General features: G+C 65.9%; 17 protein-coding genes. 5 read left to right on the top strand and 12 right to left on the bottom strand.

The window, feature by feature from the left end; all coding sequences use genetic code 11:
- Positions 1–31: 31 nt before the first annotated feature.
- The 7 genes from CKO27_RS19490 to CKO27_RS19460 all read right to left on the bottom strand — a co-directional run bounded on the left by CKO27_RS19490 (position 32) and on the right by CKO27_RS19460 (position 8,434).
- Positions 32–1,372 carry an HlyD family type I secretion periplasmic adaptor subunit gene (locus tag CKO27_RS19490; protein WP_200376587.1) on the bottom strand — a complete coding sequence of 447 codons (1,341 nt, stop codon included), beginning with the start codon at positions 1,370–1,372 and terminating at the stop codon, positions 32–34.
- 216 nt (positions 1,373–1,588) lie between these two features.
- A complete protein-coding gene (locus CKO27_RS19485) occupies positions 1,589–3,319 on the bottom strand; it encodes a type I secretion system permease/ATPase (protein WP_200376586.1) in 1,731 nt (576 codons plus the stop codon).
- A gap of 202 nt (positions 3,320–3,521) precedes the next feature.
- A complete protein-coding gene (locus tag CKO27_RS19480; RefSeq protein ID WP_200376585.1) occupies positions 3,522–4,310 on the bottom strand; it encodes a SapC family protein in 789 nt (262 codons plus the stop codon).
- 8 nt (positions 4,311–4,318) lie between these two features.
- Positions 4,319–5,080, bottom strand: a complete 762-nt coding sequence (locus CKO27_RS19475) for a glycosyltransferase family 2 protein (protein ID WP_200376584.1) — start codon at positions 5,078–5,080, stop codon at positions 4,319–4,321.
- 8 nt (positions 5,081–5,088) lie between these two features.
- Positions 5,089–6,180 (bottom strand): GDP-mannose 4,6-dehydratase, encoded by a 1,092-nt coding sequence (gene gmd, locus CKO27_RS19470; RefSeq protein WP_200376583.1) that lies wholly within the window; start codon positions 6,178–6,180, stop codon positions 5,089–5,091.
- A 2-nt stretch (positions 6,181–6,182) separates the two neighbouring features.
- Positions 6,183–7,187: a GDP-mannose 4,6-dehydratase gene (locus tag CKO27_RS19465; RefSeq protein WP_242471013.1), complete on the bottom strand. Its 1,005-nt coding sequence runs from the start codon at positions 7,185–7,187 to the stop codon at positions 6,183–6,185.
- A complete protein-coding gene (locus tag CKO27_RS19460; protein ID WP_242471012.1) occupies positions 7,184–8,434 on the bottom strand; it encodes a glycosyltransferase in 1,251 nt (416 codons plus the stop codon). Before CKO27_RS19460 ends, CKO27_RS19465 begins: the two co-directional genes overlap by 4 nt.
- A gap of 208 nt (positions 8,435–8,642) precedes the next feature.
- Here CKO27_RS19460 and CKO27_RS19455 point away from each other — a divergent pair, with 208 nt between their 5' ends.
- Positions 8,643–10,364, top strand: coding sequence for a hypothetical protein (locus tag CKO27_RS19455; protein ID WP_200376580.1), 1,722 nt, complete (start codon positions 8,643–8,645; stop codon positions 10,362–10,364).
- Positions 10,365–10,385: 21 nt separating this feature from the next.
- On the opposite strand, the gene CKO27_RS19450 is transcribed toward CKO27_RS19455, so the two are convergent.
- Positions 10,386–12,500, bottom strand: a complete 2,115-nt coding sequence (locus tag CKO27_RS19450; protein WP_200376579.1) for a YgiQ family radical SAM protein — start codon at positions 12,498–12,500, stop codon at positions 10,386–10,388.
- Positions 12,501–12,685: 185 nt separating this feature from the next.
- Between CKO27_RS19450 and pomA the strand changes: the two genes are divergently transcribed.
- Genes pomA through CKO27_RS19435 form a run of 3 tightly spaced genes read left to right on the top strand, consistent with a single transcriptional unit; the run spans position 12,686 to position 15,009 of the window.
- Positions 12,686–13,447 (top strand): flagellar motor protein PomA, encoded by a 762-nt coding sequence (gene pomA / locus CKO27_RS19445; protein WP_200376578.1) that lies wholly within the window; start codon positions 12,686–12,688, stop codon positions 13,445–13,447.
- 33 nt (positions 13,448–13,480) lie between these two features.
- Positions 13,481–14,344: a flagellar motor protein MotB gene (locus CKO27_RS19440; RefSeq protein WP_338116128.1), complete on the top strand. Its 864-nt coding sequence runs from the start codon at positions 13,481–13,483 to the stop codon at positions 14,342–14,344.
- Positions 14,341–15,009, top strand: a complete 669-nt coding sequence (locus tag CKO27_RS19435) for a PilZ domain-containing protein (RefSeq protein WP_338116127.1) — start codon at positions 14,341–14,343, stop codon at positions 15,007–15,009. Before CKO27_RS19440 ends, CKO27_RS19435 begins: the two co-directional genes overlap by 4 nt.
- Here the strand turns inward: CKO27_RS19435 and CKO27_RS19430 are convergent.
- The 3 genes from CKO27_RS19430 to CKO27_RS19420 form a co-directional block, all read right to left on the bottom strand.
- Positions 14,996–15,289, bottom strand: a complete 294-nt coding sequence (locus tag CKO27_RS19430; RefSeq protein WP_200376577.1) for an RNA-binding protein — start codon at positions 15,287–15,289, stop codon at positions 14,996–14,998. The two genes, CKO27_RS19435 and CKO27_RS19430, sit on opposite strands and share 14 nt — an antisense overlap.
- A gap of 79 nt (positions 15,290–15,368) precedes the next feature.
- Complete coding sequence (locus tag CKO27_RS19425; RefSeq protein WP_200376576.1) at positions 15,369–18,470, bottom strand: efflux RND transporter permease subunit; 3,102 nt, start codon at positions 18,468–18,470, stop codon at positions 15,369–15,371.
- A gap of 44 nt (positions 18,471–18,514) precedes the next feature.
- Positions 18,515–19,738: an efflux RND transporter periplasmic adaptor subunit gene (locus CKO27_RS19420; RefSeq protein ID WP_200376575.1), complete on the bottom strand. Its 1,224-nt coding sequence runs from the start codon at positions 19,736–19,738 to the stop codon at positions 18,515–18,517.
- A gap of 150 nt (positions 19,739–19,888) precedes the next feature.
- Here CKO27_RS19420 and CKO27_RS19415 point away from each other — a divergent pair, with 150 nt between their 5' ends.
- Positions 19,889–20,482, top strand: coding sequence for a TetR/AcrR family transcriptional regulator (locus CKO27_RS19415; protein WP_200376574.1), 594 nt, complete (start codon positions 19,889–19,891; stop codon positions 20,480–20,482).
- Positions 20,483–20,522: 40 nt separating this feature from the next.
- Here CKO27_RS19415 and CKO27_RS19410 read toward each other — a convergent pair.
- Positions 20,523–20,942: methyl-accepting chemotaxis protein (locus CKO27_RS19410; protein WP_242471011.1), on the bottom strand; the 420-nt coding region annotated here is incomplete at its 5' end.

The following is a 20,942-nucleotide window of genomic DNA, read 5'->3' as shown; positions in this document are numbered from 1 at the left end:
CAGGATCGACGGGCGAGGAGAATTCGCCAGATCACTCTTCCCTGAAGGCGCTAGACACGCGATCCGTGAGCGGGCGGATGAGATAGTCGAAGAAGGTGCGCTCGCCGGTTTTGATCATGGCATCGACGGGCATTCCGGCCTGGAGTACGCGCCCCTTGAGCTTGCTCATGCCCTCGGGGGTGACCTGGATGCGTGCCAGGTAATAGGGCTGATTGGTCGCCTGATCGACCAGACGATCGGCCGAGATCGTCAGGACTTGCCCAGGAATCACCGGGGTCGTCCGGGCGTTGAAGGCGCTCATGTGCAGGTCGGCTTCGAGCCCTGGAGCGACACGATCGATGTCGATCGGCTGGACGCGGGCCTCGATGATGAGCGATTCGCCCTCGGGAACGATGTCCAGGATGGGATCGCCTGGGCGAATGACGCCGCCGATGGTATGGACGCTGGTCCCGACGACCGCGCCGGCGGCTGGGGACTTGATCTCGGTGCGCTCCAGGGTCTTGCCCAGGGCGCGCATCCGCTCGCGCAGATCGGCGAGCTTGGTTTCCACGTCACGCAGTTCGGTGACGACTTCGCTGGTGAAGCGGCGCTTCAACTGGGCGGCCTGAATCTCGGCCTCGCCGATCTGGACGCGGGCGCTGGCGATATCCGATTGATGCTGGCCGCGCTCGCCCTCCAACTCGGCGGACAGACGCTCCCATTCGCGCAGCCGACTTTTGTCGCCGAGACCCTTGTCGAACAGCTTATGGAGTCCATCGAGTTCTTCCTGGTAGAGATCGATGCGCTTGGTCTTACTATCGGCGAGCGCTTCCAGACCGCGAATCTGCTCCTGGAGTTGCTCACTGCGCTGCTGAAGCACCTGCTGCTCGCCGCTCAGCGCCTTCTTGCGGGCCTGGAACACCCGCTGCTCACCGGTGATCGCCTCGCGGATGCGGGGGTCGTTGCCCTCGGCGAGGAGTTCGTCGGGAAACCCGATATCTTCCAGGTCGTCGCGCTCGGCCAGGAGCCGTGCCTCCTGGGCGCGGAGCGAGAGGAACTGTCCGCGGGCGATCTCGAGCTGGGCGCTGGCTTCGGTATCGTCCAGGCGAACCAGTACGTCGCCCTCGGCCACGCGGTCGCCCTCGCGGGCCAGGATTTCGCTGACGATACCGCCATCCAGATGTTTGACCGTTTTGCGCGCCGACTCGACGGCCACGACACCGGGAGCCACGGCGGCGCCATCGATCGGGGCCAGAAGCGACCAGAGAACGAAGCCGCCCAGCGCCACGATCAGGATCAGAAGTCCGGCGATGCGCTCGGGCTTGTCGCTGGTCGGGACGATGGCCTTGTCGGCTGGCTCGTCGACATGGCGGGGGATGACGGTGATATCCATCGTTGGCTTGGTGACCTGATTTGAGTGTGATTGAGCGTGGAGTCGTAGGATGGGACGCGCGAAGCGGGTTTCATCGTTCCAGGCGGCGCGATGGGTTTCGCGTCCGCCGGCGTCGGAGTTAGGGCTGTCGTGACGTGCCGGGCGGCTCTGCCCGTCCTGATCTTCAAGCCCAAGCCTCGGAGTCTTGAGGATGGGTTTCGCTTCGCTCTACCCATCCTACCCGGCGGCTTGGGATGGGAGGGTCGCGGTTGGGCGCGCGACGGCGGTTGGGCGGGCGAATTGCGCCAGCACCTGGTCGCGTGGGCCGAACATCTCCACCAGCCCCTCGCGCAGGACGAGGATCTTGTCCACCGAGTTCAACACGCTGGGACGGTGCGTGATGATGATGACGGTGGCGCCCTCGGCCTTGAGTTGGGCGATGGCCTTGACCAGCGCGGCCTCGCCCTGGTCGTCCAGGTTGGAGTTGGGCTCATCGAGCACCACCAGCACGGGCTTGCCGTAGATGGCGCGGGCCAACCCGATACGCTGGCGCTGACCGCCGGAGAGCACGGCTCCGGCGTCGCCGATGGGGGTGTCGTAGCCCTTGGGCAGACGCAGAATCATCTCGTGTACCTGGGCGCGCTGAGCGGCGGCCACCACCTGCTCCGGATCGACCTCGCCGAACCGGGCGATGTTCTCGCTCACGGTGCCGTCGAACAGTTCGATGTCCTGAGGCAGATAGCCGATGTGGGGGCCGAGTTCCTCACGGTTCCAGTGGCCGATATCGGCCCCGCTGAGGCGGACCTTGCCGGCGGCCACGGGCCAGACCCCAAGCAGGACGCGCGCCAGGGTTGACTTGCCGGCGGCGCTGGGTCCGATAACGCCGACGATCTCGCCAGCGGCGATCTCGAAGCGGATACCACGCAGCACCGGCACGTTCGAACCGGGGGGCGCGGCCAATACGCCATCCACCGTGAGCCGCCCATCGGGGGCCGGAAGGCTCATGAACTTTGGCCGCTCGGGGATCGCGATCAGGAGATCGTGCAGACGCTTGTAGGCCGAGCGCGCGGACAAGAAGCCCTTCCAACCGCCAATCAACTGATCCACCGGAGCCAGGGCGCGCCCGAGGATGATGGAACCGGCGATCATGATGCCTGGCGTGAATTCCTGCTGGATCACCAGATAGGCGCCCATGCCCAGAATGAGCGATTGCAGGGTAACGCGCAGAACCTTACTGGCGTTCGAGAGCAGCGCGGCGCGGTCGCTCGCGAGCGCCTGGAGCCGGAGCACCTCCCGGTGACGCGCGAACCAGCGTCCGTGCACGCGCTCCAGCATGCCCATGGCCTCGAGCGCCTCGGCATTGCGCAGATTGCCGCCGAGATAACCGCGCGCGGAAATGGCCAGCCCATTGGCCTTGCCGAGCGGCTGACGGGTGATGAGTTCGTTGGCGGTCGCCAGCGCGAACAGGAGAACCGCGCCACCGATCGCGAACCAGCCCAGCCAGGGGTGCATGAGGAAGAGCACGAAGATGTAGACCGGCATCCAGGGCACATCGAAGAAGGCGAAGAGGCCATTTCCGGTCAGGAATTGGCGCAGATTGGTGAGATCCTCGATCGGCTGCGCGCCCGCACCGCGCCCATCGCGCAGCTTGGCATCGAACATGGCGGTGAAGAGTCGGGGGTTCAGCAGCATGTCCAGCCGCGCGCTGACACGCACCAGGATGCGCGAACGCAGCACCTCCAGAAGCCCCATGACCGCGAACAGACCGACGACCAGGATGGTCAGCATGAGCAGGGTCGACTCGCTGCTGCTGGCCAGAACGCGATCGTAGACCTGCAACATGTAGATCGCCGGAACCAGCATCAGCAGGTTAATGAAAAGGCTGAAAAATCCGGCGAAGAGAAAGGAGTCGCGGCTGGCCTTGAGGGCCGAGCGCAATTCGTCGTCATGGCGATGATTTGATTTCACGAGTGTTCTGCCGGCTGTCTAGCGGGGTGTGAGGGTCAGCGGTCGAAGCTTGTCGAACAGGACGCCGCGGACGGAAAAGGCGGGACAGAGCCTGTCCTAACGAGACCGGGGCGCAAGGACCGGAGGCGACGGCCACCCAACGCCCTTCTGACTATTGGAGAAGGCCGCTGATTCTAGCCGAATACCGGCCCTGGGTCGAGAACTAGCCCGTCTCGGGCCGATCCCAGTTGAAATGAAGAACGTCCTCATCTCCCAGCACGAAGCCGCTCGCCGCCGGGGCGGGAGCGGGCACCGCCGCGCTGGCGGTCGCCAACTCGCCCAATCGCGGCAGATGCTGGATCGACAAGAGTTGGCAATAGGCGATCGGCAAGGCGGCGGCACGGCGCAGATCCAGAAAGGCCTCGTCGGATAGCTGATTGAGCGCGGCCTCGTCGATCTGGAAGAGTCCCTCGACCCGCCGCTCGCCCGTCGTTCCGCCGAGCGTGATCGGCCAGGTATGCACGAGTTCATGGCGCGCGAGCGCGGCACAGGCCTGGCTCGTCAGGACGCGGTTGCGTTCGATCTGCTGGAGAAACTCCAGGATCCGGCCAAGCCCCTCAGTCGGCTCGCCGGCGGCGGTGAAGAGTGGCTCGCCCTCGGGTCCGTCGACGACCAGGCCGCTGTCCTCGTCGACGCAGAGCACCAGGGTGTCGGCCTCCGTCCGGGCCAGACTGAAGGGATAACCACGCAGCCCGGAGGGCACATAAGGCCCGAGCCAGCGACCGTCGCGGGCGACGAATACATTCTTGTCCGGCTCCAGACCCATGAGGGCCACGGGCAGGGTCTGATCGCCCTGGCGAATGAAGGCCAGGGGCATGGCCATGGCCGCCTTGGGAATCTCGGCGGCCACGAGCGGGACCAGCGCCGATTGGCGAGCGAAGGCGTAGGACTGGAAGGGTTTCCAGTGCTTGGCGGCATGGCGCTCGCGCGAAACGGGGACGATTGTTGGCATGGCTGAACCTATCGCTGACTCCATTGGTTTTTGAACGCGCGGTACCACACAGCGTAGGGCCGAGCCAGCCACCATTTCAGGGGTACGCGCCCGTGATGACGCCGGACGACGTCGATGGCCTCGCGGTAATGCAGGTGGCGCTGGCTCTGGGTCTTGGTCTGGCCGTGCTCGCGATTGACGGCGACATGGGCCTCGACGAATTCGAGCGGGCCGCAGCTCTTGTGGAGCCGCCACCAAAGGTCGTAATCCATCGCCATGCGCAGACCGGGATCGAGTCCGCCGACGGACTCCCAGGCCGCGCGACGAATCAGGGTCGCGGGCTGAGAGATGAAGCAGAGGTTCGCGAACAACCGCTCGCTGAACGGGCGCGTCCAGGCCGGGCGCCGGGTGCCGGTGGCCTCGTCGTGATTCCAGGCGCAGCCGTAGGCCGCGGGGGCGGCGGGGGCGTCACGCAGGGCGCGCTGGAGGGTCTCCAGGGCGCCGGGCAACAGCCAGTCGTCGCTGTTGAGCCAGCCGACGAAGGGCGCGCGCCCCTGGGCGATGCCTTCGTTGATCGCCGCCGACTGTCCCTCGTCCGGGCGGCTGCGCCAGCCCGCCAGACGATCCGACCAGCGCTCGATGATCTCGATCGATCCGTCGGTGGAGCCGCCATCGAGCACGAAGACCTCCACTGGAAGCTCCTGCCGAAAGATCGAGGCGAGCGCCTCGTCGAGATAGCGCCCTTGATTCAGGGACGGGACGGCGATCGTGACGAGTGGATCCCTGCTCATGCCCGAACTTACTCGTGGTGATCTAAGGTTCGGAAGCCGTGCTTCTTGACCAGGTCGTCGCGCTCCGTGGCCTTGAGGTCTTCCCGGACCATTTCGCGGACCAGTTCCTCGAAGCTGGTTCTCGGCACCCAGCCGAGTTTCTCCTTGGCCTTGCTGGGATCGCCGAGCAGGGTCTCGACCTCGGTCGGACGAAAATAGCGCGGATCGACCCGCACCACGACCTGGCCGCGCGCGTCGGTTCCGGTTTCCTCGACACCCTGACCCGACCAGGCGATGGCCATCCCCAGTTCGGCCGCCGCCGCGTCGACGAAGTCGCGCACGCTGTACTGGACGCCGGTGGCGATCACGAAATCCTCCGGGTGATCCTGCTGGAGCATGAGCCATTGCATCTCGACGTAATCGCGGGCGTGACCCCAATCGCGCTTGGCGTCCAGGTTGCCGAGATAGAGACAGTCCTGCAGGCCGAGCTTGATGCGGGCGAGCGCGCGGGTGATCTTGCGGGTGACGAAGGTCTCGCCACGCAGCGGTGACTCGTGATTGAAGAGGATGCCGTTACAGGCATAGATACCGTAGGCCTCGCGGTAATTCACCGTGATCCAGTAGGCGTAGAGCTTGGCGACGGCATAGGGGCTGCGCGGGTAGAAGGGCGTCGTTTCGCTCTGTGGAATCTCCTGCACCAGACCGTAAAGCTCGGAGGTCGAGGCCTGATAGAAGCGGGTCTTCTTCTCCAGACCCAGGATGCGGATCGCCTCCAGAATGCGCAGCGCGCCCAGGGCGTCGGAATTGGCGGTGTATTCGGGCTCCTCGAAGGAGACCGCGACATGGCTTTGCGCGGCGAGGTTGTAGATCTCGTCCGGCTGGGTCTGCTGGATGATGCGGATCAGGCTGCTGGAGTCGGTCAGATCGCCGTGATGCAGGACGAAACGGCGGTCGGTTTCGTGCGGATCCTGATAGAGATGATCGATACGATCGGTATTGAACAGCGAGCTGCGCCGTTTGATGCCATGGACCAGATAGCCCTTATCGAGCAGCAACTCGGCGAGATAGGCCCCATCCTGCCCGGTGATACCCGTGACAAGGGCGACTTTGCGATCGGACATGGTCAGGCGGCTCCTTTGGGATCGGTGCGTGTCAATTGATTCAATTCAGCGATGGTCATTTCCTTGATCAACTCCTGGAAGGGGATGCCCGGAGACCATCCGAGCCGCGTCCTGGCCTTGGTGGCGTCGCCGAGCAGATGCAGCGGCTCGCTGGGGCGCAGGAAGTGCCGGTCGAATTTCACATAACCCGACCAGTCGAGATCGACGGCGGCGAAGGCGGCCTCGATGACCTGCTGCACGCTGTGGAGCTTGCCGGTGGCGAAGACATAGTCATCCGCCGTCTCCTGGTCGAGCGCCAGCCACATGCCCCGCACATAGTCGCGCGCATGTCCCCAATCGCGCAGGGCGCTGGTGTCGCCGAGGACGAGTTCCCGCTGCCGGCCCAGTTTGATCGCCGCCGCGGCATGGCAGATCTTGCGGGTAACGAAGTTCTCGCCGCGCCGGGGGGACTCGTGGTTGTAGAGGATGCCATTCACCGCGAAGAGGCCGTGACTTTCGCGGTAGACGCGCACCATCTGGGTCGCGAACGCCTTGGCGCAGCCGTAGGGGTTGATCGGCGCGATCGGGGTGTCCTCGGTCTGCGGGCTCTGGGCCGGGCGGCCGAAGATCTCGCTGGAGGTAGCATGGAAGAAGCGCGGCGGCTCGGGCAGATCGCGCAGGATCTCCAGCAGACGCAGGGTTCCCATGGCGGTGAATTCGCAGGTCGTCTCCGGGATCTCGAAGCTCAGTCCGACATGACTCTGTCCGGCGAGATGATACAGCTCGCTGGGTTGCACCCTGGAGAGGACGCGCCTGAGCGTGGTCGGGTCATCGAGGTCGGCGTAGTGAAGGAAGAGGCTCTGGTTGTAGACCTCGGGATCGGCGTAGAGATGCGCGAGACGACTGCGTTCGAGCGAACTGGTCCGTCGTACCGAGCCGTGAACCTCATAGCCCTTGGCCAGCAGAAGCTCGGTCAGATAGGAGCCGTCCTGCCCCGTGATTCCCGTGATGAAGGCTTTCTTTTTCAAACTCTCGACCCTTTGCTGTCGTTGATATTCCATTCGGTGCACGCGCCGCCCATGGCCTCAAGGAACAGAGCCCAATACTCCAGGGCCATGGCGCGCGCGTCGGAAAAATCCCTGGCGCGTCGCGGTCCGGCCTGGATGAGTCTGGAGCGGAGCACCTCGTCGCGCGTGAGTAAAAGCATCGCCTCGGCGATCTCTTCCGTCCGCACCGGATCGAACAGGTAGGCCGCGTCACCCGCGACCTCGGAGAGGGCGGCGGCACGGCTGGCGGCGACCGGAACCCCGACCGCCATGGCCTCGATCACCGGCAGACCGAAGCCCTCGTACAGGGATGGAAAGACGAGGCCGGCGGCTTGGGCGATCAGAGCGGCCAGTTCCGCGTCTTCCAGGTAGCCGGGAAAAGAGACGTGCCCGCCGAGATCGAGCCCCCTCGCCAAGGCGCGCAGTTGTTCCAGGCGCGTCCCTGGCGCGCCCGTGCAAACCAGCTTGATTCCGTCGGACAGGCCCGCCTCGCGCGCCATCCGGAAGGCGGCCAGGAGTCGCCCGTGGTTCTTGTGGGGCCAGAAATTGGCAGGATAGATCAGATAGCGACCGGACACGAGTCCGAGACGTTCGAGAATCCCGCTCTCCTGACCGATCCAGGCACTCAAGCGCCGCGCCATCCGCAGGTGAACGACCCGGATGCGCGCGGGATCGAGCCGCCCCTGGTCGATGGCGGTCGCGCGCGCGTGATCGGAGATCGCGACCACAAGGGACGCGCGACGACAGATCTCCTCGAAGGTTCGCGCGCGCAGCGCCCGATCCTCCGGTGAGAAGAAGTCGGGGAAGGCCAGATATTGCAGGTCATAGAGCGTGCACAGGGTCGGCAACCCCGGCTCCCAATAGGTGGGCGCGGTGAATGGACAGAACAGCAGATCGACGCCCAACTCGCCGAGCAGGCCCTTGGAACCGAGCCGCTTGAGCCTGGCGTTGACCTGGTAGGCCAGGTCGCTCAGGGCGCGTCTCGGGCGCGCGGGCACGAAGGGCAGCAGCCGGCCAGCCAGTCGGGCCAAACGCGGACGCAGCGCGTTGCCGACCAGCGCCCCGACGACCATTCGGCGATGCATGTTGGGGCGCTCCAACCGGGCCAGTTCGTCATGCGAGGCCGCTTGCGTCAGCAGGATGAACCGCGTGCCTGGGGCGATTTCGGCAAGGTGTTCCAGCAGCTCAAGAATGAAGATCCGCGCGCCGCCGTTTTCGCCCCCCGGCAAAAGTGGCGTGAGATCGACCGCGATCGTTCGAGGTGGCGTTGCAAGCGAGCTATGGGACATCATAAGCCTGGAGTGGCCGCGCAGGGCGTCGCGGGTAAGGACGTTAGCGGGAGCGAATCTCGTCCCGCCGTTATTCTACACTCCATGGCGCCTGTCGCTTCGGCCGTTCCCTCGCGTCGCGAGGTGGGACACCAATAAGGAGAAGACCATGACCCTGTCAGATGCGATGCCGCGATCCGCGCGGATGTGGAGACATCCCCGGCAATGGATGCAGGCCCCCCCTTCCCTACTCCAGTCCAAGAGCCGCGCCATGCCGGGAAAGACCCGCCTGGCCGCCTTGACGATCCTGCTGTTCTCCCTGGCCCCGACCCAGGCCGAGATCGTCGCGCCCTGCGCCGATAGCTGTCGCGTCGGCGACCTCGGTCAGGGGCGAAGCTGCCAGTTGTGGACGCCCGCCACCGACCGCTGGAGCCCCGGCCCCTGGGATCGGGCCGGTCAGACCCATAACCTGGCGCGTCTTCACACCGCCTGGCTGCATCGCTGGATGATGCCCGCCGGGGGCGTGATGGCCACCCAGTTCACGGACGAGACCCTGAGCGAGGTACTGGCCTACAGCGGCCGGCGCGATTCGGCGATCTGGACCGGAACCTATCTGGCCGCCGAGGCGCTGCGCTTCATGACCACGGGCGCGCCCGACGCGGACCGCGCCATGCGCGAGACGGTCGAGACGCTGCACCGCTGGTGGAACATCCCAGGCGATCCCGGCTATCTGGCGCGTTACGCGGCTCCGGCGGACAGCCCCGCGCCAATCCAGGCGATCCTGAGCGCGAGCGAGCCGGAGGTGCATCGCGACGTGTCTTACGAGGGCGCGCTCTGGCATTGGCGCGGCAATATCAGTCGCGATCAGTATCAGGGCGTGATGCTCGGCTATTCGCTCGCCTACGAGGCGACCCGCAGTCCGGCCATCCGCGAGTTCATCCGCCAGGATGTCGTCGAATTCATCGAACAACTCATGAGCAGCGAGAGCCGGGCAGTCAAGCTCAGCCTCAACGGCAACCCGCTGACGACCGATGTCCGCATCCCCTACGCGGTCTTCAGCGAAGCGGATGCTCCCAACGGAATCCCCACCCTGAGCCTCACGATCAGTCCGTTCGAGGCGGCGGGCGAAGGCGTACTCTTCTTCCTGCCCAACGCGGCCGACCTGGTGCGTCAGGTGCCCGGTTTCGGTTCCTTCCCCAACCTCTATCAGGCGACCGAGGCGATCCAGCTCGGCGCCATGTTCAACGTGGCGCTGCAAGTCACCGAGGGCGTGCCCGAGTATGCCGAGCGTCGCCAGGCGATCGCCGATCACTATGCCCGGCATGCCGACGAATGGCTGGACATCGCCGCGCGCTGGCGCAACACCAACCGCTGCGACGAGGGTTATTTCGGCCTCAACATCGGCTTCATGCCGCTCTATGGCTGGACCCGGCTGGAGACCGATCCGACGCGCAAGGGACGCTTGCAACGCGAGGTGTTACGCGACGCCATGTGGGCGGAGGTCAAGGACCATAAGAATGTCTTCTTCGCCTTCATCTACGCCTCCCAGGCGCCGGCCGAGGACGAGATTCGAACCGTGGTGGATGTCCACGCGGAACAGCTCGTCCGCTTCCCGTCCGCGCCCAACCTGGCCCTGCCGCGCGATCTTCGGGACGTCTATCCGCAGAGCGAATCCTGTCCCGGCATCTCGGCCGTGGCGGTGAACGTGGACGAGCGCGTCCCCAGCACCTTCGTCTGGGAGCGCCATCCCTGGAAGCTCCAGGATCCCGGCACGCCGAATCAGGTCTACGGCGGCGTCGACTATCTGATGGCCTACTGGATGGGACGCCATTACGGCTTCATCCTGGACGACGAGCCAGGAACCTGTCTGTTCTGGAAACGGGAGCCGTAGATACGCCTCGCGTATCCACGACTAGGCGCGAGGTGGCCGTCGGCCCGGTGGCTTGGCGCGGGTCGGTCCGGCGGCTGGGGGCTTCCTCGGTGTCGGGGCGCCGCGCCGTCCTTCCGGGGCGCCGCCGGTTCCGGCGGGCTGGAAGCTGGGCACCAGATGGCGTTTGCCGTTGCCGATGAGGTCGGCGCGGCCCATGTCCTTGAGCGTCTGGCGCAGCAGGGGCCAGTTCTCGGGGTCGTGATAGCGTAGAAACGCCTTGTGCAGCCGTCGCTGCTTGTGGGCGCGCACGATCGGAACCTGTTCCGAATCCCGTGTCACCTTCTTCAGCGGATTACGACCCGTGTGATACATGGCCGAGGCGAGCGCGAGCGGCGTCGGCAGAAACGACTGCACCTGATCCAGTCGAAAGCCGTTGCGCTTGAGCCAGACCGCCAGGTTGAGCATGTCCAGGTCGGTCGTTCCGGGATGCGCGGAGATGAAGTAGGGAATCAGATACTGCTCTTTTCCGGCCTCGCGGGTATAGCGGTCGAAGAGGCTCTTGAAGCGGTCGAAGGCGCCGATGCCGGGCTTCATCATCTTGCTCAGCGGTCCCGGCTCGGTGTGCTCGGGGGCGATCTTGAGATAACCGCCGACATGGTGGGTGACCAGTTCGCGGATATAGGCCGGGGAGCGCACGGCCAGGTCGTAGCGCAGCCCGCTGGCGATGAGGACACGCTTGATGCCGGGGATGGCGCGAGCCTTGCGGTAGAGCCGGATCAGCGGTTCGTGGTCGACGTTGAGGTTACGGCAGATGTCCGGGTAGACGCAGGAGAGACGCCGGCAGGCGGCCTCGATCTCGCGATCGCGACAGGCCATCTGCCACATGTTGGCGGTCGGACCGCCGAGGTCGGAGATGGTCCCGGTGAAGGCCGGCGCGCGGTCGCGCACGTCGGCGATCTCGCGCAGGATCGAGGACTCGGAGCGGTTCTGGATGATCCGGCCCTCGTGCTCGGTGATGGAGCAGAAGGTGCAGCCGCCGAAGCAGCCGCGCAGGATGATCACCGAGTGACGGATCATCTCCCAGGCCGGCAGCCGCGCCTCGCCATAGCTGGAATGGGGCCGGCGGGTGAAGGGCAGCTCGTGGATCCCGTCCAGCTCCGCGCTGGTCAGCGGGATGGGCGGCGGGTTGAGCCAGAGGTTGCGCGTCCCATGCGCCTGGACCAGGGCGCGGGCATTGCCGGGATTGGTCTCCAGATGAAAGACCCGCGAGGCATGGGCATAGAGCACCGGGTCGTCGCGCACCTGCTCGTAGGACGGCAGCCGGATCACGGTGGTCGCGCGATCGACGCGCGGCGCTGGACCGGCGACCGGCACGCCCTCGGCCCGACCCTCGCAGTTGGGGTCGGTCTCGTAGGGATCGTTATGGATGCTCAAGCGGCCCGGCGTGTCGAGCCGGCTGGAGTCGAGCGTCGTCCAGCCCTCGGGCCAGTCGCCGCGCATGAAGGCGGTCCCGCGCAGATCGCGGATCGCGGCGATCGGCTCCCCGCGCGCCAGTCGATGCGACAGCTCGACGATCGCCCGCTCGGCGTTACCGAAGATCAGCAGGTCCGCCTTGGAATCCACCAGCACCGAGCGGCGCACCGTCTCCGACCAGTAGTCGTAATGGGCGATGCGGCGCAGACTGGCCTCGATCCCGCCGATGACGATGGGAACCCCCTTGAACGCCTCGCGCGCCCGCTGGGCATAGACGGTCACCGAGCGATCCGGACGCCGTCCGGGCGCGGCGTCCGGGGTATAGGCATCGTCCGAGCGCGGCCGGCGGTCGGCGGTGTAACGGTTCACCATGGAATCCATGTTGCCCGCCGTGACGCCGAAGAAGAGATTCGGCCGCCCCAGACGCTGGAAATCCTCCACCGAGGTCCAGTCCGGCTGGACGATGAGACCAACCCGAAAGCCCTGCGCCTCCAGCAGACGGCCGATGACGGCCATGCCGAAGGATGGATGATCGACATAGGCGTCGCCGGTGACGATGAGGATGTCGCAGCTGTCCCAGCCGAGCAGGTCCATCTCGGCGCGCGACATGGGCAGCTCGGGCGCGGCGCCGAATTTGTAGGCCCAGTGCTTGCGGTAGGAGAAAATATCGGGGGCGGATTTCATCGATGAGAAAGCCAAACGGGACATAAAGCCGCATTGTAGCCTCATGACGAGGCTGGACCCGCGTGGCGGGATCAATGAGAATGCAGGCGCTCCGACCTGGCGTTGGCACGGCCGGTGACATTCGGTTTTCTGTTCAACCGGCCGGGTCGACCGATCTCAGGGTCGTCACGGGCGAGGATAACGACGTGGATTTGGCTACCCTGTTGGGATTGGTTGGCGCGGTTGGTGTCATGATCGGCGCCATCGTGCTCGGCGGCAATGTCGTGGTCTTTATCGATGTGCCGTCGATCGTCATCGTGATCGGTGGAACCACCTTCGTGGTGCTGTTTCGCACCACCTTCGCTCAGTTCCTCGGCAGCTTCAAGGTGGCGATGGGCGCCTTCCTGCACAAAAGCGTCGCCCCGACCGATCTGATCGAGGAGGCCGTGGCCCTGGCCAATGTCGCCCGCCGCGAGGGACTGCTGGCGCTGGAGGGCAAGCAGATCTCGCACCCCTTTCTACAGACGGGCATCGGTCTTTGCATCGACGGCCACCCCCCCGAGGTTGTCCAGAAGGTTCTGAGCAAGGACATCAACCTCACCATCCAGCGTCAGGAGGCCGGCTACGGTGTCTTCAAGGCCACGGCCGAGGTCGCGCCCGCCATGGGCATGATCGGGACGCTCATCGGTCTGGTGCAGATGCTGTCGAACATGTCCGATCCCAAGAGCATCGGTCCCGCCATGGCCGTGGCGCTTCTGACTACGCTCTATGGCGCGGTGATCGCCAATGCGGTAGCCACGCCCATCGCGGAAAAACTCAAACTCAGGAGTGGCGAGGAAAAGCTATCCAAGACACTGATTCTGGAATCCATTTCAGGGATTCAGGAAGGCTTGAATCCGCGCGTTCTGGAGCAGCTCCTCATGACTTATCTGCCGGAAAGCCAGAGACAGAGCTCGGGCAAGGACTGATGATCCTAACCGCCGCCGAACCGGGATAACGCCGTGGAACAGAACGAATGCGAGGAGACCGAATGTCCGCCACCCGGCGCGCCCGAATGGATCATGACCTTCGCCGACCTCATGTCGCTGATGATGTGTTTTTTCGTGCTGCTGCTGTCGTTTTCCGAAATGGACGTGCTGAAGTTCAAGCAGATCGCCGGCTCGATGAAGGTGGCCTTCGGCGTCCAGCGCGATATCAAGACGGCGATGGATTTGCCCATGGGCACCAGCATCATCGCCCAGGAATTCTCGCCCGCTCAGCCCCAGCCCACCCTGATCAACGAGATCCGGCAGGAGACCGCGAGCGAGACCGATCCTTTCCTGATGGTGAAGGATCCGGCGATCGAGGACGCCAAGGACAAGGCGGAGGAACTCAAGGAAGCCTTGAGCGAGGAGATTTCCGAGGGACTGCTGGAAATCAGCACCATCGACGATCAGGTCATCATCCGCATCCGCGAGAAGGGCTCCTTCCAATCGGCCTCCGCCCAGATCAATGCCGCGTTCCGCGCGGTGCTCACCAAGATCGCCGACGCGCTCAATCAGGTGCAAGGCAAGATCCTGATCGCCGGACACACCGATGACATTCCCATCCAGACCCGCGAGTTCGCGTCGAACTGGGTGCTCTCGGCCGCGCGCGCGGCGGCCGTGGCCCACACCATGGCCGAGATCGGCGGCATCGAACCAGAGCGGATCGAGATCCGCGCCTACGCGGAGAATCGCCCCCTGGAACCCAACACGACAACCGAGGGCCGCGCCACCAACCGGCGCGTGGAGATCATCGTGCTCGGCGAACGCAGTTCAAAGACCTTGCTTGAGAATGCGACCGATGGCGCCACGCCGCCGGAAGCACAGGAGCCGCCCCGGTGAATAAGGCCGAGTTGGACCGGATACAGGAACAGGCACGCGAGCAGGATCGACGGCGCTATTTCCGCATCGAGGATCGGGTGGGACTCCAACTCGAGGCGATCCGCCCGGAGGATGAGGCCAGCCTGATCGCGAGCATCGACGACCCCAGCGCGCGCGCCGGACTCTTCAACGAGCTGCGCGCCGTGCGCGATAAGCATCTGCCCGAGCGGCGAAGCCTGGAATACAAATTCCCCACCGTCGCGGCCTACGTCAAGGTGCTGGAGAAGCAGATCGAAATCCTGGCGCTGGCGATCGGCGACGGAGAGGGCTTCTCCGTGACGCCGGATACCCTGGTCAACCTCAGCGCCCAGGGCATGAGCCTGGATCAAGGAGAGATTTTCGCGCTCGATTCGCTCGTGGAGGCGCGCTTGACGCTATTTCCCGATCGCTGTCACATCCGGGCGATCGCCCGAGTCATCCGCTCGGATCAGGAATCCGCCGTCCGTCGAACCGCCCTGGACTTCGTTCATCTGCGCGATGCCGATCGCGAGGCCATCATTCGGCATGTACATATGTTGCAGCGTCTCCAGTTGCAGGCGATTGCCGAGGAGGCGCTCGACGCGGCCTACCCGGACCCGCGACCGGGCAAGGGTGCGGCCACGAAGCCCCGACTTAGAGACGATTGACCCGCCGTTCAGCCCCCGGCCATCCCAGGCGAATCGCGCGCCGACGGTATTCGCGCGCCTCGACCAGGTGCCCCTCGAATAATTGACCGTTGAGCCTGGCGATCAACGCCAGGCCCTCCTCGCGGGTCGCGGCGCGGGCCACCACGAAGTGATAGTCGCGGTTATCTCGATCGCGGCCCCTCTGGAAACGGAAGTCCGTCCGCAGCTCGATGCCCTGGAGAAAACCCACGAGATCGCCCAGGGTCGCCTGTCCGGGCAAATTACCGATGAACACCTCCACGCACCCTCTCCTAGTTCGCTGACGATGAGCGGTCAGTATTGACAGATTCACTACCCGAGACAAGGAGAACGAAGCGCCATCATGTGGACGAGCGACCACGCGGGCGCCCGCGAATCAGGACGAAGAAGAGCGGTACGAAGAGCACGCCCAGCAGCGTGGCGGCGAGCACACCCCCCAGCACCCCGGTCCCGATGGCGTTCTGTCCGCCCGAACCCGCGCCGGTGCCGATCGCCAGCGGCAAGACACCGAAGCCGAACGCCAGCGAGGTCATGACGATCGGGCGGATACGCATGCGCGCCGCCTGCAAGGCCGCGCTCACCGCGTCCTGGCCCTGCTCCTGAAGCGTCTTGGCGAACTCCACGATCAGGATCGCGTTCTTGGCCGAGAGCCCGATCGTCGCGAGCAGGCCCACCTGGAAATAGATGTCGCTCGGCAGCCCGCGACCGAGCGCCGCCGCGACGGCGCCGAGCACGCCGAGCGGCACCACCAGCATCACCGCGAAGGGCACCGACCAACTCTCGTAGAGCGCGGCCAGCGCCAGGAAGACGACCAGCGCCGAGAGCGCGTAGAGCGCCGGGGCCTGGGCGCCGGCGGCGCGCTCCTCGAAGGAGAGCCCGGTCCATTCCAGACCGATGCCGGGTGGCAGTTTGGCGACCAGATCCGCGACGACTTGCATGGCCTCGCCCGAGCTCAGGCCGGGGGCCGCCTGTCCCAGCACCTCCGCGGAGGGCAGACCGTTGTAGCGCTCCAGTCGCGGCGAGCCAAAGGTCCAATGGCCGGTGGCGAAGGCCGAGAAAGGGACCATGTCGCCATCGGCGTTGCGCACGTACCAGGCATCCAGATTCTCCGGCAGCATCCGGAAAGGCGCGTCGGCCTGGACATAGACCTTCTTGACCCGTCCCTCGTGGACGAAGTCGTCGATGTAGGCGCTGCCCCAGGCGACCGAGAGCGTCTGGTTGATGTCGTCGAGCGAGAGCCCGAGCGCGCCGGCCTTGGTGCGGTCGACCTCCACCTGATACTGGGGTTCGTCCTCGCGGCCATTGGGCCGCACGGCGACCAGGCTCGGGTTCTGCATCGCCATCCCGAGGAACTGCCCGCGCGCCGCCGCCATCGCCTCCTGCCCCAGACCGCCGCGATCCTGAAGCTGCACGTCCCAACCCGAGGCGGTGCCCAGCTCGATGACCGCCGGGGGTACGAAGGCGAAGACGCGCGCGTCGCGGATCCCGGCGAATGCCTTCATGGCGCGTCCGGCGATCGCCTTGACGTGAAGGTCGGGGCGTTGACGTTGCGACCAGTCCTTCAGACGAATGAAGCCGATCGCCATGTTCTGGCCCTGGCCGGAGAAGCTGAAGCCGGAGACCGTGATCAGCTCCTTGACCGCCTCCTGCTCCTGGTCCTGAAAGTGCCTCTCGACCTGTTTGAGCACCTCGATCGTGCGCTCGCGGGTCGCGCCCGAGGGCAGCACCGCCTGGATGATGAGGATGCCCTGATCCTCGTCGGGCAGGAAGGAGGTGGACATCCGCTCGTGCAACACCACCAGGCCGGCGACCAGCGCGACATAGACGACCAGGAACAGCCAGCGCCGCTTCAGGATGGCGCCCACGCTCCGGCCATAGAGACCGACGCTGCGCTCGAAGTTGCGGTTGAACCAGCCGAAGAAGCCGCGCCTGGGACCGTGCGCGATCGGCTTGAGCAGGGCCGCGGTCAGGGCCGGACTCAGGGTGAGCGCGACCACCACCGACAGCAGCATGGCCGAGACGATGGTGATGGAGAACTGACGATAGATGACCCCGGTCGAGCCGCCGAAGAAGGCCATGGGGATGAAGACCGCCGAGAGCACCAGGGCGATGCCGACCAGGGCGCTGGTGATCTGATCCATGGAGCGGCGCGTCGCCTCCTTCGCCGGGAGCCCTTCCTCGCGCATCACCCGCTCGACGTTCTCCACCACCACGATGGCGTCGTCGACCAGCAGGCCGATCGCCAGCACCATGGCGAACAGGGTCAGGGTATTGATGGAATAGCCGAAGGCCGCCAGCACGCCAAAGGTGCCGAGCAGCACGACGGGGACCGCGATGGTCGGGATCAGGGTCGCGCGGAAGTTCTGGAGAAAGAGATACATGACCAGGAACACCAGCAGCACCGCCTCGAACAGCGTCTTGATCACCTCGGTGATGGAGATGCGCACGAAGGGCGTGGTGTCGTAGGGGAAGACCGCCTCCATGCCGGGCGGGAAGAAGGCGGCCAGCTCGTCGAGCTCGCGTTTGACCGCGTCGGCGGTCTCCAGGGCGTTGGCCCCGGTCGCGAGCCGGATCGCCATGCCGGCGGCCGGGCGGCCATTGTGGCGCGCCGAGCGGCCATAGCTCTCGCTCGCCAGCTCGATGCGGGCGACATCGCGCAGATGCACCGTGGAGCCATCGGACTGGGTGCGCAGCCGGATCCCGCCGAATTCGTCCGGGCTGTTGAGCCGGCTCTGGACGTTGACGGTCGCGGTGAGCTGCTGGCCGGGGATCGCCGGAATGGCGCCCAACTGACCGGCCGAGACCTGGGCGTTCTCGGCCTCGACCGCGGCCACCACGTCGGCGGGGGTGAGCCCGTACTGGTTGAGCCGATTCGGATCGAGCCAGAGGCGCATCGCGTACTGCGACTCGAACAGCGTGATCTCGCCGACGCCCTCGACCCGACTGATGGAGTCCTTGACCAGACTGGCGACATAGTCCCCAAGGTCGGCGTTCGTCAGGGTTCCGTCGCGCGAGACGAAGGCGACCACCATCAGGAAGTTGCGCACCGATTTGGCGACCTGGATGCCCTGGCGCACCACGACCGAGGGCAGCAGGGCATTCGCCAGTTGCAGCTTGTTCTGCACCTGCATCTGCGCGATGTCGGGGTTGACGCCATTGTCGAAGGTCAGGGTGATGGTCGCCAGTCCGTTGGACTCGCTGGTCGCGGACATATAGCGCAGACCGTCGAGCCCGTTCATCTGCTGCTCGATGACCTGGGTCACCGAGTCCTCGACCGTCTGGGCCGAGGCGCCGGGATAGGTCGCCGTGATGGCGATCGCGGGCGGGGCGATGCTGGGATACTGCGACACCGGCAGCGCGCGGATGGACAGGATCCCCGCCAGCATGATGACGATGGCGATGACCCAGGCGAAGACAGGGCGGTCGATGAAGAAGCGGGCCATGGCGAGGTGCTCGGTGTCTGGTTCGGAGGTTCGATGGGTCGGGATCAGTCGGCTCGGGCCGTCGCGACGAAGCCCGGCTGGTCGCTGACATCGACCACTTGGGGCTTGTCGCCCGCGCGCACCTTCTGAAGACCCTCGACGATCAGCCGGTCGCCCGGGGCGAGTCCCTCGTCGACCAACCATTGATGGCCAATGGCGCGGTCGGTTTTCAGTGGCCGTTGCTCGACCTGGCCCTCCGCGTTCACCACTAGGGCGAACGGCTTGCCGCGCCGATCGCGCTGCACGCCCTGCTGCGGCGCCAGGATCGCCTCCTCGCGCACCCCCTCCTCCACCATCGCGCGCACGAACATGCCGGGCAAGAGGACATGGTCCGGGTTGGGAAAGGTCGCGCGCAGGGTGACCGCGCCGGTGCCCTCGTCGACGCTCACCTCGGAGAACCCCAGTCGGCCGTCGAGCGGATAGGCGCTCCCGTCCTCCAGGGTCAGCGTCACCTTCGGCTGATCGCCGTCGGGACGCCGTAGTTGGCCGTCCTCCAGCGCGCGGCGCAGACGCAGCAGCTGGGCGCTCGACTGGGTGAGGTCGACATAGATGGGATCGAGCTGCTGGACGGTCGCCAGCGCCATTTCTTGATTGGCGGTCACCAGGGCGCCCTGGGTCACGGCCGAGCGGCCGATGCGCCCGGAGATCGGCGAGGTCACGCGGGTGTACTCAAGATTGATGCGGGCGCTGGCCAGCTCGGCCTCGTCGACCGCCAGGCTGGCCGCCGCTTCCTTCAGCGCCGCCTCGGCGTCGTCGTAATCCTCTTGGCTCACCGCCTTGGCCTTGACCAGATTGGCATAGCGCTCGGCCTTGAGCCGCGCGCGTTCGAGCGTCGCGCGCGAGCGCGCCAGGGCCGCCTCGGCGCTGTCGTGGGTCGCCTGGTAGACCGCCGGGTCGATCTGGTAGAGCACCTGACCCACGGCGATCGGACCGCCTTCCTCGAATCGGCGCGCCTGGATGATGCCCCCGACCTGAGGCCGCACCTCGGCGATGCGATAGGAGGCCGTGCGCCCCGGAAGCTCGGTGGTCAGGGTCGCCGAGCGCGCCGTGACGGTCACGACGCCTACCTCGGCGGGCGGCCCGCCAGGACCGCCCGGTCCAGCGCCCGGACCGGAGGTCGACGATGACCGCTCGCAGCCGCCCAGCGAGAGCCCCGCGACAAGCAAGACCGCCGCGACAAGCGGGGGCAACGCAACAGCGGCTGACGGAGGGTTGATTTCGGGGTTCATGGACACCTCGGCGCGCAAGGATATTGACTGAACGTTCATTCTAGAATATTTATTCAATCTAAGCATCCCTGGCCGTACCGTCAAGAGGCAAGCGTTATGCTGGCGCGACCCGACAGCGGCGATCCCAAACCCGACGAATGGAGAGAGCCTATGTCGCAGCCACTTGACCCAGACCTGCCGCGCGCCCTGGCGCGGCGGCGGCAAATTCTGGACGCGGCCGCCACCTGCTTCGCGCGCGAGGGATTCCACGGCACCAGCATCGCCGAACTCTCCAAGACGGCCGGGATGAGTCCGGGGCACATCTACCACTTCTTCGAGAACAAGGAGGCGATCATCACGGCGCTGGTCGAGCGCAAGCTGGAGCAATCGCTGGAGATGGTCCAGCAGTTCGAGAATGCCGAGGACGTGTTTCAGGCGCTCATCGACCGGGTCGATATCGGTCTGACCGAGAAGACGGATCTGGACAACGCGGCCCTGGAGCTGGAGATCCTGGCCGAGGCGGCCCGCAACCCCAGGGTCGCCGCCAGCGTCCGCGCGGCCGACCGGGTCAAGCGCGAGCGGCTGATGGGGGTTCTGCGCCGCGCGCGCGGCCAGGACGGCGCGGCGGACGCGGCCGTGACCGAAATCATCATGGCCCTGTTCGACGGTCTCTCGGCGCGCGCCATCAACCATCCCGAGCTGGACCGGGAGGCCCTGCTGCCCTTGCTGCGCGAAGCGCTGCGTGTGTTCATCGAGGATTGGTGAGGCTGGGAAAGACTCCGGCCACCAGCGATGGAAGCCGCCCTCAGAGCTTGAACCGGGTCGCCTGATCCCTCAACTCGCCCGCCAGTTCCTCCAGACATTGGCCCGCCTGCCCGAGTTCGACCATGTTATCGCTCGAGTGCCGGGTCGCCTCGCTGATGGAGACGATGCCCCGAGCGATCTCGGTCGCGACCGCCGTCTGTTCCTCGGCGGCGCTGGCGATCTGACCCATGGTCGCGGAGATTCCCTCGACCGCCGCCGTGATCGACCCGAGCGCCTGCCCCGCCTTGCCGGCGGTCTCCATGGACGAGGCCGCGCCCTGCTGACTCCTGGTCATCTCCCCGGCCGCTCGCTGCGAACTCAACTGTAAGCGCTGAACCATTCCCTCGATCTCATGGGCGGACTGCTGGGTCCGGTGCGCCAGGGTGCGAACCTCGTCGGCGACGACGGCGAAACCCCGCCC

Origin of the sequence: Thiocystis violacea (assembly GCF_016583575.1) — a bacterium.
In the GTDB taxonomy this organism is placed as follows: Bacteria; Pseudomonadota; Gammaproteobacteria; order Chromatiales; family Chromatiaceae; genus Thiocystis; species Thiocystis violacea.
This window is presented reverse-complemented; position numbering and strand designations above follow the sequence as displayed.